Raw genomic sequence first — 14,913 nt, forward strand, 5'->3', positions numbered from 1 at the left:
CCGAACGGAAAGGAGTTCGCACATGTCACGCGAACACTTCATCGAAGCAGACTTCCGCGGTGCCGCACGTCGACACGACCGGATGTCCCACCAGTACCCCCAGCGCGGCGAGGGCCGCTTCCACCACGACCCCGGCTTCGGCCGTCCGCACCGCGGACCCGGCGCCTGGGGCGACTTCCCGGGCGGCCCCGGCGGATTCGGACCCGGATTCGGGTTCGGCCCCGGCGGCCGCGGCGGGCGTCGCCGCTCGAAGGGCGACGTGCGAGCGGCGATCCTCTCGCTGCTCGCCGAGAGCCCGAGCAACGGCTACGCCATCATCAAGGCGGTCGCCGACAAGACCGAGGGCGCCTGGCGCCCGAGCCCCGGCTCGGTGTACCCGACCCTGCAGCAGCTCGTCGACGAGGGCCTCATCGTCGCCGTCGGCGAAGGCCGCAAGACCGAGTTCGAACTCACCGACGAGGGTCGCACCTACGTCGCCGAGCACGACGACGAGATCGCCGGCGCCTGGGCCTCGGTGCCCAAGCCCAGCGAGTCCGCCACGGAGCTCTTCCAGGCGGTCGGCAAGCTCATGGGCGTCGTCGGCCAGTTCCGGCACGGCGCGACCGACGAGCAGCGTGCGGCGGCGACCGCGAAGCTCGACGAGACGCGCAAGGCGCTCTACCTGATCCTGGCCGAGCAGTAGGACCGGCGCGATCCCGCGATGCGCGGCGGCCCCATCGGGTCGCCGCGCATCGGCGTCTCCGGGCGCGGCGCCTGCCCCTCGCCCGGCGTGTCGCACCGCGCGGCCGCCGCCACCGCCGTCGCAGCACGGTTTCGGTCGCGGCATCCGACTCTCACTAGAATCGTCTGGTGCTCACACGCCTCTCCAACTACTTCCTCCGAACGCTCCGTGAAGACCCCTCCGATGCCGAGGTCGCGAGCCACAAGCTGCTCGTGCGCGCCGGCTACATCCGCCGCCAGGCGCCGGGCGTGTTCGCGTGGCTGCCGCTGGGCCTCCGGGTGAAGGCGAAGATCGAGCAGATCATCCGTGAAGAGATGACGAACGCGGGCGCGCACGAGGTGCACTTCCCGGCGCTGCTGCCCCGGGAGCCCTACGAGGCGACGAACCGGTGGACCGAGTACGGCGACGGCCTGTTCCGTCTCCAGGACCGCAAGGGCGCCGACTACCTGCTCGCGCCCACGCACGAGGAGGTCTTCACGCTGCTCGTGAAGGACCTCTACAACTCCTACAAGGACCTGCCCCTGTCGATCTACCAGATCCAGGACAAGTACCGCGATGAGGCGCGCCCCCGCGCCGGCCTCCTGCGGGGCCGCGAGTTCACCATGAAGGACGCCTACTCGTTCGACGTCTCCGACGAGGGGCTCGACGCGAGCTACCAGGCGCAGCGCGACGCCTACGAGCGCATCTTCGCCCGGCTCGGCCTCGAGTACGTCATCGTCAAGGCGGATGCCGGTGCGATGGGCGGCTCGAAGAGCGAGGAGTTCCTGCACCCGACGCCCGTCGGCGAAGACACGTTCGTGCGCTCGGCCGGCGGCTACGCCGCGAACGTCGAGGCCTTCACGACCGTCGTGCCCGAGGCGACCACGATCGAGGGACTTCCCGAGGCCGAGGTGTTCGACTCGCCGAACACGCCCACGATCGCGACCCTCGTCGACCTCGCCAACGCGAACAACCCCCGGCCCGACGGCCGCGACTGGACCGCGGCCGACACCCTGAAGAACGTCGTGCTGGCGCTCACGCACCTCGACGGCACCCGCGAGATCGTCGTCGTCGGCCTGCCCGGCGACCGCGACATCGAGATGAAGCGCGTCGAGGTCGCGTTCGCGCCCGCAGAGGTCGAGCCCGCGACCGAGGCCGACTTCGCCAAGCACCCCGGCCTCGTGAAGGGCTACATCGGACCGTGGTCGCCCGAGGGCGCCGTGCTCGGCGAGGAGTCGAGCACCGGCATCCGGTTCCTCGTCGACCCTCGCGTCGTCGACGGCACCGAGTGGATCACGGGCGCGAACATCGACCAGAAGCACGTCTTCGGACTCGTCGCCGGTCGCGACTTCGTCGCCGACGGCACGATCGAGGCGTCGAACGTGCGCGCCGGCGACCCCGCCCCCGACGGGTCGGGCCCGGTCGAGCTCGCCCGCGGCATGGAGATCGGCCACGTCTTCCAGCTCGGTCGCAAGTACGCCGAGGTGCTGGGGCTCAAGGTGCTCGACGAGAACGGCAAGCTCGCGACCGTCACGATGGGCTCGTACGGCATCGGCGTCACGCGCATCCTCGCGATCATCGCCGAGGGCAACAACGACGAGAAGGGCCTCGTGTGGCCGGCCTCGATCGCGCCGTTCGACGTGCACGTGGTCGCCACGGGCCGCGACCAGGTCGCCTTCGACCTCGCCGAGCGGCTCTCGGGCGAGCTCGAGGCCGCGCGCCTCGACGTGCTCTACGACGACCGCCCGAAGGTCTCGCCCGGCGTGAAGTTCGGTGACGCCGAGCTCATCGGCGTACCGCGCATCCTCATCGTGGGTCGCGGCGCGGCCGACGGCGAGGTCGAGCTCTGGGACCGCCGCACGGGCGAGCGCCAGACGCTCTCGGCCGTCGACGCGGTCGCGCAGCTCACGGCGTAGCGCCCCGGCCGCTCGCGGTGCGGCCGCCCGCACGAGGGTGTGCGAGGCTGGCCGCATGAGCGAGACGATGCCGGGGAGCGGGCGGGAACCGCTTCCGCCGCAGCAGGAGGCGATGATCGAGCAGCTCGCGCGCGAGGCATCCGCGACGGGGCGCAGTCGTGCGCTCATCGAACGGATCCTCGCCGCGGGCGTGCATCTCGGGCTCGACGGCACCGACCGCCTCGACCTGAAGATCACCGCGGCCGCACTCGAGGAGATGCGCCACGCGTTCCGCCTCTTCGCGCCCTACGACGACGTGCCGAAGGTCACGGTCTTCGGCTCGGCGCGCACCGGTCCGACCGATCCCGGCTACCGGCAGGCGAACCAGGTCGCGGCAGCGCTCGCCCGCGACGGGTGGATGGTCGTCACCGGTGCCGGGCCGGGGATCATGGAGGCCGCGGGATCGGGTGCCGGTCCGAGGCAGTCGTTGGGCGTCTCGATCCGGCTGCCGTTCGAGGAGGGCCCCGTGCCGTCCCTCGCCGAGCCGAACCGGGTGGCGATGAAGTACTTCTTCACCCGCAAGCTGATGCTGGTGAAGGAGTCCAAGGGCTTCGTCTGCCTGCCCGGAGGGTTCGGCACGCTCGACGAGACGTTCGAACTGCTCACGCTGCAGCAGACCGGCAAGGCCGAACCCGTGCCGATCGTGCTGCTCGACGCGCCCGGCGGTACGTACTGGAGCGCGCTCGGCGCCTTCGTGGACGCAGAACTCGGCGGGGGCGGATTCATCGCGCCCGATGACCTCGATCGCGTGGTGATCACCGACTCGGTCGAGGTCGCCGTCGCCGAGATCACGGGATTCTGGCGCAACTACGACTCGCTGCGGTGGGTCGGCGACCGTCTCGTGCTGCGCCTGAACGCGGAGCCGGGCGACGCCGAGGTCGAGGCGCTGAACGCGGAGTTCGGGCAGCTCGCCGCATCGGGCCGCATCGAACGAACCGGCCCGCTCGGGCCCGAGCGCAGCGATCACGATGCGCTCGACAAGGCCCGGCTCGTGCTCCGGCTCGATCGGCACCGGGTGGGCGACCTGCATCGCCTGATCCGGGCGATCAACGGGTTGGCGTCGGCCCCGGGCGCGGCCACGCCGCCGAGCGTGTAGTCGTCGCGTCGGCGAGCGGTCGCCCGCCCACGCGCCTTCGCTCACACCTTGGCGTAGCGCGCGCGCGCGAAGCAGTAGGCGCCGTAGACGATGAGCCCGGCGCCGACGAGCCAGAGGATCACCTGGCCGAACGGGAGCGCGGCCAGGCTCTTCAGCGCGGCGTCGATGCCGCCGGCCTGCTCGGGATCGTGCGTGAGCGCGGCGACGACGAACAGCACGCCGACCACGCCGAGCACGATGCCCTTCGCGAGGTACCCGACGACGCCGAGCGTGCGGATGCCGCGGCCGACCGCCCCAGCCGGAAGCGACACCTGCTTCTCGAAGGTCTTGCGGACGCCGCTCACGACGAAGCCGATGCCGATGCCGATGACCACGAGCCCGATCAGCACGAGCAGGAACACGCCGCCGGGGGTGGCGAGCAGCGTGGCACTCAGCGAGGTCGAGGACTCGGACGAGTCGGAGCTGCCGCCGAGGGCGAAGACGAGCGCCGTCGCGCCGGTCGCGAAGTAGGCCAGCGCGGTGCCGAGCTCCTTGACGCGATTGCCCCACTTCTTCTTCGCGTCGGGTTCCTGCACGAGGAGGGCCTCGGCCACCTGCCACACCCCGAGCGCCGCGAGTCCGAGCACGATCGCCCAGAGCACCACGATGCCGAACGGCACGCGTGCGATCTGCTGCATGGCGCCGCTCTGGTCGGCTTCGCCGCCGCCGGCGCCGATCGCCACTGAGATCGCGATCGCACCGATCACGACGTGCACGAGGCCGAGCACGGCGAAGCCGGATCGGGCCAGGAGACGGAACGCACGGGATTGCCGGGCCGCGCTCGCGGTCGACTTCAGGGTGTCGGAACTCATCGGCACAGCGTAACGACGGCATCGGCTCGATCGCGGCCCCTTGCGCCGCCCCTCCGGTGCGGATATGGGGCCACCGGGCCGCGATCGCCGCGCGACTGCTCATCGGCGGCCAGAGTGTTCGTCGGAGGCTCCGAGGTCAGTCGTCGTGGTGCAGGTGGTCGCGGTGCTTCGACGACTGGCGCTTCGACGTCTGGAGGTCGATGGGACCGGTGACGGATGCCTCGTCGACCCAGCACTCGATGCCGCTGACGCCGGGCAGCAGGTCGCGCGTGAAGACGGGGTCGCGGCCCTGCCGCCGCTGATGCGTGTAGTCGCGGAGGAGCGTGAACGCGATGCCCGAGAGCAGCGCGATCGCGATCAGGTTGACGACCGCCATGAGGCCCATGATGCCGTCGGCGAAGTTCCAGATGAGGTCGGCGCCGGCGACCGAGCCGACGAGGATCGCGAGCACGACGAGGCTGCGGTACGCGGTCAGCACCCCGCGCCGCGGGGTGATGAACTCGATGTTCGACTCCCCGTAGTAGTAGTTGCCGAGGATCGAGCTGAACGCCAGCAGGAAGATCACGATCGAGAGCAGGATGCTCGACCACGAGCCGAGGTTCGCGACGATCGCGTCCTGGGTGAGCCCGATACCCCGTGTCGCGTTCTCGAGGTCGGGGTCCGAGACGAGGATGATGAAGGCCGTGATCGAGCAGATCAGGAACGTGTCGAAGTAGACGCCGAGCGTCTGCACCAGGCCCTGCTTGACCGGGTGCGTCACGGCCGCGCTCGCACCGGCGTTCGGCGCCGAGCCGAGGCCGGCCTCGTTCGAGAACATGCCGCGCTTGACCCCGGTCAGGATGATGGTGCCGATCGTCGCGCCGACGACCTCGTTGAAGCCGAACGCCTGCGTGAAGATCGAGGCGAAGACCTCGGGGAGCCTGGTGATGTTCATCGCGACGATCACGAGGCCGATGAGCAGGTAGATGAGCGCCATGAGTGGCACCACCGCCTGCGTCACCGACGCGATGCGTCGCACGCCGCCGAACACGACGAGCGCCGTGAGCGCCGCGAGCACCACCCCCACGACCCACGGGATCCACGTCGCGCCGCCGTCGGGTGCGACCGTCGACGACACCGTCGCGCTGATCGTGTTCGCCTGCAGCGACGAGAACGCGAACGGGAAGCAGACGATCAGGATGACCGAGAACAGGACGCCGGCCCAGCGGGCCTTGAGGCCGCGCTCGATGTAGTACGCCGGGCCGCCGCGGAACCCGTCGGCGTCGCGCACCTTGAACGTCTGCCCGAGCGTGGACTCGACGAAGCTCGACGCCCCGCCGACGAACGCCATGAGCCACATCCAGAAGATCGCGCCGGGGCCGCCGATCGCGATCGCCGTGCCGACGCCCGCGATGTTGCCGACGCCGACTCGGGACGCCGCCGAGATCGTGAACGCCTGGAACGCGGAGACCGACTGCGGCTCGCCCGACTCGTCGCGCGGGGTCTTGTCGGTCAGCGTGCGGAACATCTCGGGGATGAGGCGGAACTGCACCACGCCCGAGCGGAACGTGAAGTACAGGCCGAGCACCACCACGAGCGGCAGCACGATCCAGCTCCAGAGCAGATCACCGGAGGCGAGGACGAACTCGTTGACGGCATCCATGCCGTCAGCATGCCAGTCGCATGGATGTCGCGCGGTCGCGACATCCGCTAATCTAGAGAGTCGCCCGCACGTGGGGAGCGGCACTGAGAGCTGAATAGAGGAGGCCGGCGATGGATATCGACCTCAGCGTGCTTCGCATGATGGAGCGCGAGAAGGAGATCCCGTTCGACGAACTGGTGCAGATCATCGAACAGGCCATTCTCATGGCCTACCTGAAGCACACGAACCCCGGCCAGCACGGGCACGCGAACCCCGAGGGCGCGCGTGCGGAGCTCGACCGCAAGACCGGCCACGTGTCGGTCTACGTTCCCGAGCTCGACGACGAGGGCAACGTCATCGGCGAGGCCGAAGACAGCCCGAGCGACTTCGGCCGCATCGCGGCCTTCGCGGCGAAGCAGGTCATCAACCAGCGGCTTCGCGACCTGGCCGACGACGCGGTGCTCGGCGAGTTCCGCGGTCGGGAGGGCGACATCGTCGCCGGCATCATCCAGCAGGGTCCGAACCCGCGCATGATCCACATCGACCTCGGCACCGTCGAGGCGATCCTGCCGCCCGAGGAGCAGGTGCCCGGCGAGGAGTACCCGCACGGCCAGCGCATCCGCGTCTACGTGACGAGCGTGGCGAAGGGCGCCAAGGGGCCCTCGATCACGGTGTCGCGCACGCACCCCGCGCTCGTGCGCAAGCTCTTCGCACTCGAGGTGCCCGAGATCGCCAACGGCGTGGTCGAGATCGTCTCGCTCGCCCGTGAGGCCGGTCACCGCACCAAGATCGCGGTGCGCGCCAACCAGCCCGGCATCAACGCCAAGGGCGCCGCCATCGGCGAGCTCGGCCAGCGCGTTCGCGCGGTCACCGCCGAGCTCGGTGCCGAGAAGATCGACATCGTCGACTACTCCGACGACCTCGCGACCTTCGTCGCCAGCGCGCTCTCGCCCGCCAAGGTCACGAGCGCCTTCGTCATCGACGAGGCGACGCGCGCGGTGCGCGCGCTCGTGCCCGACTACCAGCTGTCGCTCGCGATCGGCAAGGAGGGGCAGAACGCCCGCCTGGCCGCGAAGCTCACGGGCGCCAAGATCGACATCCAGCCCGACTCGGTCCTCGAGTCGAACTGATCGGGCGTCGGGGCCGGTCCGCGCGATCGGCTCCGACGTGCCCGCTCTCGGCGTCGGTGGGCGCCCAGCCTCGGAGGTGTAGGATGGAACCCGTCAGAACGTGCATCGGATGCCGTTCGCGCGCTCCTCGATCCTCACTTCTGAGGGTCGTCTCCCAGAACTCCCACGTCGTGGCCGATGTCATGGCCGTGCTTCCGGGCAGGGGTGCGTGGCTGCATCCGACACCCGAGTGCTACCGGCTCGCCGTTCGGAAGCGCGCCTTCGGGCGAGCGCTCCGCATTCGCGGCGAGGTGGACACCGGAAACGTAGAGAACAGGCTGAACCCACAAGTGATGACCAATGAGTGACAACTGATGAGCGGCTCGAAATGAGTCCCGTCCGCCATTGATGGTTCGCCCCTGTCCGGGGTCGGACCCGGAACAGGAGAGAAGTGGCTGCCAAACCACGCGTACACGAGATCGCATCCGAACTCGGTGTCGACAGCAAGATCGCCCTTGAGAAGCTCAAGGAGATGGGCGAGTACGTCAAGGGACCCTCGTCGTCCATCGAACCCCCGGTCGCGCGCCGCCTGAAGGCCGCGCTCGAAGCAGCGGGCGCCGCGGCGAAGGACGCCGCCCCCGCCGCTGCAGCGACCCCCGCCGCGCCGGCCCGTCCGACGTCGGCGAAGCCCGGCCCGAAGCCGGCCCCGAAGCCCGCTGCAGCACCCGCGCCCGCCGCTCCGGCCGAGACGCCGGCCGCTGCCGCGCCCGCCGACGCGCCGCTCACCGTGGCCGAGCGCCAGGCCCAGGCCGAGGAGCGCGCCGCGCACGCGGCCGCCGAGAAGGCCGCGGCCGCCGAAGCGCCCGCCGCAGCGGCATCCGACGTCGCAAAGCCCGGCTCCGCGCCGAAGCCCGGTGGCTCGGCGCCCAAGCCCGGCGGTTCGGCACCGCGCCCCGGAGCCCCGCGCCCCGGCAACAACCCCTTCGCGAGCGCGCAGGGCATGGGCCAGAAGCCGGCCGCCCCGCGCCCCGGCAACAACCCCTTCGCGAGCGCGCAGGGCATGGGCCAGCGCCCGAGCCCCGGCAACATCCCGCGCCCGCAGGCGCCCCGTCCGGGCTCGCCCCGTCCGGGCGCCCCGCGTCCGGCCGGCGCAGGCGGTCGCCCCGGCGGCTTCCAGCGCCCCGGCGGCGCAGGCGCCGGTGCCGGCGCACGTCCCGGCGGCGGCGGCTTCCAGCGCCCCGGCGGCGGCGCTCCCGGTGCAGGCGGCTTCGGCGGCCCGCGTCCGGCGGGCGGCGGCGGTCGCGGTCGCGGCCCCGGCGGCGGCACGGCCGGCGCGTTCGGTCGCGGCGGCGGCAAGAGCAAGGCCCGCAAGTCGAAGCGCACGAAGCGGCAGGAATTCGAGATGCGGGAGGCTCCGTCGCTCGGCGGCGTGAGCGTGCCCCGCGGCGACGGCAACACCGTCATCCGCCTGCGTCGCGGTTCCTCCATCTCCGACTTCGCCGACAAGATCGACGCGAACCCCGGTTCGCTCGTCACCGTGCTCTTCCACCTCGGTGAGATGGCCACGGCGACCGAGTCGCTCGACGAGGCCACCTTCGAGGTGCTGGGCGCCGAGCTCGGCTACAAGGTGCAGGTCGTCTCGCCCGAAGACGAGGACAAGGAGCTCCTCGAGGGCTTCGACATCGACCTCGATGCCGAGCTCGAAGACGAGGGCGACGACGTGCTCGAGCAGCGTCCGCCGGTCGTGACCGTCATGGGCCACGTCGACCACGGTAAGACCCGACTCCTCGACGCGATCCGCAACGCCAACGTCGTCGCGGGCGAGGCCGGCGGCATCACGCAGCACATCGGTGCGTACCAGGTGCACACCGAGCACGAGGGCATCGAGCGTGCGATCACCTTCATCGACACCCCGGGTCACGAGGCGTTCACCGCCATGCGTGCGCGTGGTGCGCAGGTGACCGACATCGCGATCCTCGTGGTCGCGGCCGACGACGGCATCATGCCCCAGACGATCGAGGCGCTGAACCACGCGCAGTCGGCCAACGTGCCGATCGTGGTCGCCGTCAACAAGATCGACAAGGAAGACGCCAACCCGGCCAAGGTGCGCCAGCAGCTCACCGAGTTCGGCCTCGTCGCCGAGGAGTACGGCGGCGACGTCATGTTCGTCGACGTCTCGGCCCGCAACAACATCGGCATCCAGGACCTGCTCGACGCAGTGCTCCTGACCGCCGACGCGGGTCTCGACCTGCGCGCGAACCCCAACAAGGACGCGCGCGGCGTCGCGATCGAGGCGAAGCTCGACAAGGGCCGCGGTGCGGTCGCGACGGTGCTCATCCAGTCCGGAACGCTGCGCGTCGGCGATGCGATCGTCGCGGGCACGGCCTACGGCCGCGTCCGTGCGATGGCCGACGAGAACGGCGACCCCGTGCTGGCCGCGACCCCGTCGCGCCCCGTGCAGGTGCAGGGCCTCTCGAGCGTCCCGCGAGCGGGCGACACCTTCCTCGTCACCGAGGAGGACCGCACCGCCCGTCAGATCGCCGAGAAGCGCGAAGCCGCCGAGCGCAACGCGCAGCTCGCCAAGGCGCGCAAGCGCATCTCGCTCGAGGACTTCACCCGTGCGCTCGAAGAGGGCAAGGTCGAGGCGCTCAACCTCATCATCAAGGGCGACGTGTCGGGTGCCGTCGAGGCGCTCGAAGAGTCGCTCATGAAGATCGAGGTCGACGACAGCGTGCAGCTGCGCATCCTCCACCGCGGTGTGGGTGCGATCACCGAGTCCGACATCGACCTCGCGACGATCGACAACGCGATCGTCATCGGGTTCAACGTGCGCCCCGACGTCAAGGCGCGCGAGCGCGCCGCCCGCGAGGGCGTCGACGTGCGCTTCTACTCGGTCATCTACAACGCGATCGACGACATCGAGAACTCGCTCAAGGGCATGCTCAAGCCCGAGTTCGAAGAGGTGCAGTCGGGTGTCGCCGAGATCCGCGAGGTGTTCCGCTCCTCGAAGTTCGGCAACATCGCCGGTGTCATCGTGCGGTCGGGAACGATCACGCGAAACGCCAAGGCACGCGTCATCCGCGACGGTGTCGTCATCGCCGATGGCCTCGCCATCGAGTCGCTGCGCCGCTTCAAGGACGACGTCACCGAGGTGCGCACCGACTTCGAAGCCGGTATCGGCCTCGGCAAGTACAACGACATCCAGGTCGGCGACGAGATCGAGACGACCGAGCTGCGCGAGAAGCCTCGCGCGTAGTCGTGAGCGGGGCGGCGGCCTGGCCGCCGCCCCGCCTTCGACCCACCCGAAGGGAACCGATCCATGGCAGATCCGGCACGCGCCCGCAAGATGGCCGACCGCATCAAGGAGATCGTCGCCCGTCGCCTCGACAAGGGCCTTCGCGACCCTCGCCTCGGCTTCGTGACGATCACCGACGTGCGCGTCACGGGCGACCTCCAGCACGCGAGCATCTTCTACACCGTCTACGGCACCGATGAGGAGCGTCGCGACTCGGCGGCCGCGCTGAAGGCCGCGACCGGCATGTTGCGCTCCGAGGTGGGGCGCAACATCACCGCACGGCTGACGCCGACGCTCGAGTTCATCCTCGACGCGATCCCCGAGAACGCCGACCACATCGCCGCACTGCTCCGCGAGGCGCGTGCGCGCGATGCCGAGACCGAGGCGCTCGCGAGCACGGCCGAGTACGCCGGCGACGCCGACCCGTACGTCAAGCCGCGCGAGGCCGACGTCGACGCCGAGTTCGACGACGACGACCTCGAAGACGACGAGGCGGCCTCGGCGCGCTGAGCCGGCCTCCCGAACGACGGGCGCGCATCCACGAGGATGCGCGCCCGTCGTCGTTCGCGCGCCGGGGCGACGCGCACAGCGCGCCGGGGTGACGCACAGCGCTCGGGGTTGCGGCGCTCAGGACTCAGGCAGTGCGAACCCGTCGCCGTCGAACACGGCCAGCCCGTCGCCCACGAGCGTCTCGATCGCGCGGTCGAGCTGCGCGGCGTCGGCCCACACGTCGGCGAGGTCGGCCCGTGCGAGCGGTCGGTGGGCTCCGCGCAGCTCGCGCATGACGAGTCCGCGCACCTGCCGGTCGGACCCCTCGAAGCGCGCCTGCCTCGCGGTGCGCGGACCGTCGTACTCCGGCCGTCCGGCGAGCACCCAGGCGCACTGCGCGACGATCGGGCACTCGTCGCAGCGCGGCGCGCGAGCCGTGCAGACGGTCGCCCCGAGCTCCATCGCGGCCGCGTTGAACACGCGCGCCGCGGCATCCGACCCGGGAAGCAGCGTCTCCATGGCCGCGAGGTCGCGCGCGGTCGACGGGGGACCGGGATGGCCCTGGCCGAGCACCGCGCGTGCGATCACGCGACGTGTGTTCGTGTCGACCACCGGGTGCCGCGCACCGAACGCGAAGGCCGCGATCGCTCGAGCGGTGTAGGGGCCGACGCCCTTCAGCGCGAGCAGGTCGTCGAGATCGACCGGCACCTCGCCGCCGTGGCGCTCGACGATCTCGGTCGCCGCGGCGTGCAGCCACAGCGCGCGGCGCGGGTACCCGAGCCGGTCCCACGCGCGCACCGCTTCCGACGGGGGAGCGGCGGCCATCGCCGCGGGGGTCGGCCAGCGCTCGATCCACGCCTCCCACCGGGGCACCACGCGAGCGACCTGCGTCTGCTGCAGCATGAACTCGCTCACGAGCACAGCCCACGGCGAGACGTCGGCGGCTCGCCACGGCAGCGGGCGCGCGGCATCCGCGAACCAGTCGTTCAGGCCCTCGGCGAGGGTTCGGGGCATGGCGGGCATCCTCCAAGCCTAGGATCACGGATGTCTCCGACAGGCCGCGCGGCTACCATGAGCGCATGCAGCTGGTGACGACGCCTCGGGTGAGCTTCCTCCGCGAACTCGCCGGCGCGATCCTGCGCCGGTACGGGCGCGGGCGCATGATCGTGGCGATCGACGGACCCCTCCGGAGCGGCAAGACCGCCTTCGGCGACGATCTGGCGGCCGTGCTGCGCGAGCGCGGGCATCGCGTGTTCCGGGCGAGCATGGAGGACTTCCATCGCTCGCGCGACGCGCAGGACGCCTTCGGCGACGACACGCCGGAGCGGTACTTCCGGTACGGGTTCGACGAGTCGGCGCTCCGGCGGGTGCTCGTCGAGCCGTTCCGCATGGGCGGGTCGACGGCGTTCGTGACCGCGGTGTTCGATCCGGCCCGCGACGCCTGGGTGCAGCCGAAGTGGATCACGGGCCCGGCCGACGCGATCCTGGTGCTCGACGGCCGGTTCGTGCTGCGTCCGCGTCTCGCGGAGCTGTGGGACGTGCCGATCGTGCTCGACGGCGATCCGGTCGACCCGGCCGACGTGCTCGCCTACGCCGAGGCCGACCCGCGCTTAGGCGATGCCGTCGTCGTCGACGACCGCGACCCGTCGCACCCGCGCCTCGCGGCGGTCGAACACGGCTGACGGCGGCATCCGCCGACGTCAGCGGCGACGGCGGATCAGCGCTGGAAGCACCCCGGAATAGCGCCGAAAGACCCCATTTTGGGGGACAAGTCGGCCAAGGCGCGCCGCTCGGTGGACGTGGGCGCGGCGAAGAGGCCATACTGAAAGTTCACAGCCCTTTGCCCCCGGCTGCGTGAGCCCCACCCGCACCATCCGAAGACCCGATTCTCCCGCTGCGCCCACCCAGGTGCGGCGGTCGATGGCGTGCTGTCGCGCGCGCCCCGCGGCTCTTCGCGGGTTCGCCGACGCCGGTTCGATCGATGGAGAACCCGAATGCCCAACCCCCGAGGTTCGGTCCGAGGTGCCCTGCGCGCACGCCGCGCACGCACTCGCCCCGACTCACCGAGCCTGTGGCGGCGCGTCGCCTCAGTGCTGACCACCCTCGCGCTCGCCGGCGGACTCGCCGTCGTGGGCACGGCCGCACCCGCGTCGGCGCACACCGGCGACCTCAAGGCGAATGCGGTCTGCAACACGACGACCGGCCAGTACGACGTCACCTACACGCTCGCGCTCACGCAGGTCGGCAACGGCCTCACCGGCACGACGAAGTGGAAGGTCGGCACGACCTCGTTCACCGGCACGCCGAGCAGTGCCAACGGCATGGACCGCGGGCCGATCACCTCGTCGGGCAACACGACGCTGACGCTCGGCACCGAGTCGCTGCCCGGATCGACCGTGGGCAACGGACCCTGGGTGTACGCGTACACCAAGTGGAGCGACAACTACGGCAAGGGGTCCGACGGCCGCATCGAGGGCCTCAAGGGCGACTGCGACACCGACTCCAACAAGATCACGTACTGCCACGCGACCTCGAGCGACACGAACCCCTACAACAAGATCACGACGTCGATCAACGCCTTCGTGAACTCGGGGCACATCGACCACGCGAAGGACATCTACCCGGCCTTCAGCTACAAGAAGAACGGCTACCCGGTCAATGTGCCCGCGAAGGGCGACCAGAGCCTGCTCCAGTACGCCGACTGCGCGAAGCCGTTCGACTGGAACTGGGAGTACGCGGCACCGACCTGCAAGGCGCTGACGGTCGTCTACCCGTCGAACATCCCCGCGGGACAGGCCAATGACGTCAACGTGCGCGTCATCGCCGACGGGAAGGAGCTCACGCTCAACTTCCACAACAACACCGGCACCTGGTCGGGCACGAAGGTGTTCACCTTCGACCAGCACCCGAAGTGGCCGGACCCCGACGTCTGGTCGGTCGTCTGGGTGCAGGTCGGCGGCACCAACTACCACTGGCAGGGCAAGGTCGACTGCGGTGACGCCGTGACGGTGTGCCACTGGGACGCGACGAACGGGTACGACAAGGAGACCATCTCGGTCAAGTCGTTCCTCAGCGGCAAGCACGACACGCACGCGAAGGACATCTACCCCACGTTCACGTACACGGACTGGTGGATCATCTTCCCGGTCCAGAAGACCGTGCCCGCCAAGGGCGACCAGTCGCTGCTCCAGTACCCCGACTGCACCAAGCCGCCGACCGAGGTGCCCGCACCTCCGGCTCCCGCCTTCTCCGACACGTGCGGTCCCGACAACGAGGTGTTCACCGAGCCGGTCGACACGTACACGCTCGACTGGACCACGACCTACACTGCGACGTCGATCACGGTGAAGCTCGCAGCGAAGCCCGGCTACGTGCTGCCCGTCGGCGCGCAGACCGAGTGGGTCTACCCGATCGACGACGCTCCGTGCGAGATCGCCCTGCAGGGCGTTCCGTCGTTCTCCGACACCTGCGGTCCGGCGAACGAGGAGCTGACGGTTCCCGAGAGCACCGAGCAGGTCGAGTGGGCGTCGTCGCGCGAGGGTTCGGTCATCACGGTGACCGCGACCGCGAAGCCCGGCTTCGCGTTCCCGGCGGACACGAAGACGTCGTGGACGTTCGACGTGAACGATGAGCCGTGCGTCATCGGGCTCGAGGGCGTTCCGTCGTTCTCCGACACCTGTGGTCCCGAGAACGAGCAGCTGACGGTTCCCGAGAGCACCGAGCAGGTCGAGTGGGCGTCGTCGCGCGAGGGTTCGGTCATCACGGTGACCGCGACCGCGAAGCCCGGCTTCGCGTTC

General features: G+C 70.5%; 11 protein-coding genes and 1 pseudogene. 9 read left to right on the plus strand and 3 right to left on the minus strand.

Annotation, left to right across the window (positions count from 1 at the left end):
- Positions 1–82: 82 nt before the first annotated feature.
- The 3 genes from ACFVS8_RS06725 to ACFVS8_RS06735 all read left to right on the plus strand — a co-directional run bounded on the left by ACFVS8_RS06725 (position 83) and on the right by ACFVS8_RS06735 (position 3,751).
- Positions 83–682, plus strand: coding sequence for a PadR family transcriptional regulator (locus tag ACFVS8_RS06725; protein ID WP_387059758.1), 600 nt, complete (start codon positions 83–85; stop codon positions 680–682).
- 167 nt (positions 683–849) lie between these two features.
- Positions 850–2,616: a proline--tRNA ligase gene (locus tag ACFVS8_RS06730; RefSeq protein ID WP_387059273.1), complete on the plus strand. Its 1,767-nt coding sequence runs from the start codon at positions 850–852 to the stop codon at positions 2,614–2,616.
- Between the two features lie 112 nt (positions 2,617–2,728).
- Complete coding sequence (locus ACFVS8_RS06735) at positions 2,729–3,751, plus strand: TIGR00730 family Rossman fold protein (protein WP_387059761.1); 1,023 nt, start codon at positions 2,729–2,731, stop codon at positions 3,749–3,751.
- A 41-nt stretch (positions 3,752–3,792) separates the two neighbouring features.
- On the opposite strand, the gene ACFVS8_RS06740 is transcribed toward ACFVS8_RS06735, so the two are convergent.
- Positions 3,793–4,602, minus strand: coding sequence for a DUF1206 domain-containing protein (locus ACFVS8_RS06740; protein ID WP_387059276.1), 810 nt, complete (start codon positions 4,600–4,602; stop codon positions 3,793–3,795).
- Between the two features lie 136 nt (positions 4,603–4,738).
- Positions 4,739–6,244, minus strand: coding sequence for an alanine/glycine:cation symporter family protein (locus tag ACFVS8_RS06745; protein WP_387059279.1), 1,506 nt, complete (start codon positions 6,242–6,244; stop codon positions 4,739–4,741).
- Positions 6,245–6,354: 110 nt separating this feature from the next.
- Here ACFVS8_RS06745 and nusA point away from each other — a divergent pair, with 110 nt between their 5' ends.
- The 4 genes from nusA (at position 6,355) to rbfA (ending at position 11,137) form a co-directional block, all read left to right on the plus strand.
- Positions 6,355–7,353, plus strand: a complete 999-nt coding sequence (gene nusA, locus ACFVS8_RS06750) for a transcription termination factor NusA (protein ID WP_387059281.1) — start codon at positions 6,355–6,357, stop codon at positions 7,351–7,353.
- A gap of 83 nt (positions 7,354–7,436) precedes the next feature.
- Complete coding sequence (locus tag ACFVS8_RS06755) at positions 7,437–7,700, plus strand: YlxR family protein (RefSeq protein WP_387035077.1); 264 nt, start codon at positions 7,437–7,439, stop codon at positions 7,698–7,700.
- Positions 7,701–7,783: 83 nt separating this feature from the next.
- Positions 7,784–10,588, plus strand: coding sequence for a translation initiation factor IF-2 (gene infB, locus ACFVS8_RS06760; protein ID WP_387059284.1), 2,805 nt, complete (start codon positions 7,784–7,786; stop codon positions 10,586–10,588).
- A gap of 63 nt (positions 10,589–10,651) precedes the next feature.
- Positions 10,652–11,137, plus strand: coding sequence for a 30S ribosome-binding factor RbfA (gene rbfA, locus ACFVS8_RS06765; RefSeq protein WP_387059287.1), 486 nt, complete (start codon positions 10,652–10,654; stop codon positions 11,135–11,137).
- 117 nt (positions 11,138–11,254) lie between these two features.
- Here rbfA and ACFVS8_RS06770 read toward each other — a convergent pair whose 3' ends face one another.
- On the minus strand, positions 11,255–12,130 hold the full coding sequence (locus ACFVS8_RS06770; protein WP_387059290.1) for an A/G-specific adenine glycosylase: 876 nt from the start codon (positions 12,128–12,130) through the stop codon (positions 11,255–11,257).
- A gap of 65 nt (positions 12,131–12,195) precedes the next feature.
- Here ACFVS8_RS06770 and ACFVS8_RS06775 point away from each other — a divergent pair, with 65 nt between their 5' ends.
- Both ACFVS8_RS06775 and ACFVS8_RS06780 read left to right on the plus strand, forming a co-directional pair.
- Positions 12,196–12,798 carry a hypothetical protein gene (locus tag ACFVS8_RS06775; protein WP_387059293.1) on the plus strand — a complete coding sequence of 201 codons (603 nt, stop codon included), beginning with the start codon at positions 12,196–12,198 and terminating at the stop codon, positions 12,796–12,798.
- Positions 12,799–13,206: 408 nt separating this feature from the next.
- Positions 13,207–14,913, plus strand: a pseudogene (locus ACFVS8_RS06780) (hypothetical protein); the annotation flags it as partial.

This window comes from Agromyces sp. NPDC058110, assembly GCF_042884735.1.
In the GTDB taxonomy this organism is placed as follows: domain Bacteria; phylum Actinomycetota; class Actinomycetes; order Actinomycetales; family Microbacteriaceae; genus Agromyces.

What these genes read in the sequence shown, in the direction of transcription:
- ACFVS8_RS06725 (WP_387059758.1), top strand. Translation starts at nt 83, where the DNA reads ATGTCCCACCAGTACCCCCAGCGCGGCGAGGGCCGCTTCCACCACGAC.
- ACFVS8_RS06735 (WP_387059761.1), top strand. Translation starts at nt 2,729, where the DNA reads ATGATCGAGCAGCTCGCGCGCGAGGCATCCGCGACGGGGCGCAGTCGT.
- ACFVS8_RS06740 (WP_387059276.1), bottom strand. Translation starts at nt 4,602, where the DNA reads ATGAGTTCCGACACCCTGAAGTCGACCGCGAGCGCGGCCCGGCAATCC.
- ACFVS8_RS06745 (WP_387059279.1), bottom strand. Translation starts at nt 6,244, where the DNA reads ATGGATGCCGTCAACGAGTTCGTCCTCGCCTCCGGTGATCTGCTCTGG.
- nusA (WP_387059281.1), top strand. Translation starts at nt 6,355, where the DNA reads ATGGATATCGACCTCAGCGTGCTTCGCATGATGGAGCGCGAGAAGGAG.
- ACFVS8_RS06755 (WP_387035077.1), top strand. Translation starts at nt 7,437, where the DNA reads ATGGAACCCGTCAGAACGTGCATCGGATGCCGTTCGCGCGCTCCTCGA.
- rbfA (WP_387059287.1), top strand. Translation starts at nt 10,652, where the DNA reads ATGGCAGATCCGGCACGCGCCCGCAAGATGGCCGACCGCATCAAGGAG.
- ACFVS8_RS06770 (WP_387059290.1), bottom strand. Translation starts at nt 12,130, where the DNA reads ATGCCCCGAACCCTCGCCGAGGGCCTGAACGACTGGTTCGCGGATGCC.
- ACFVS8_RS06775 (WP_387059293.1), top strand. Translation starts at nt 12,196, where the DNA reads ATGCAGCTGGTGACGACGCCTCGGGTGAGCTTCCTCCGCGAACTCGCC.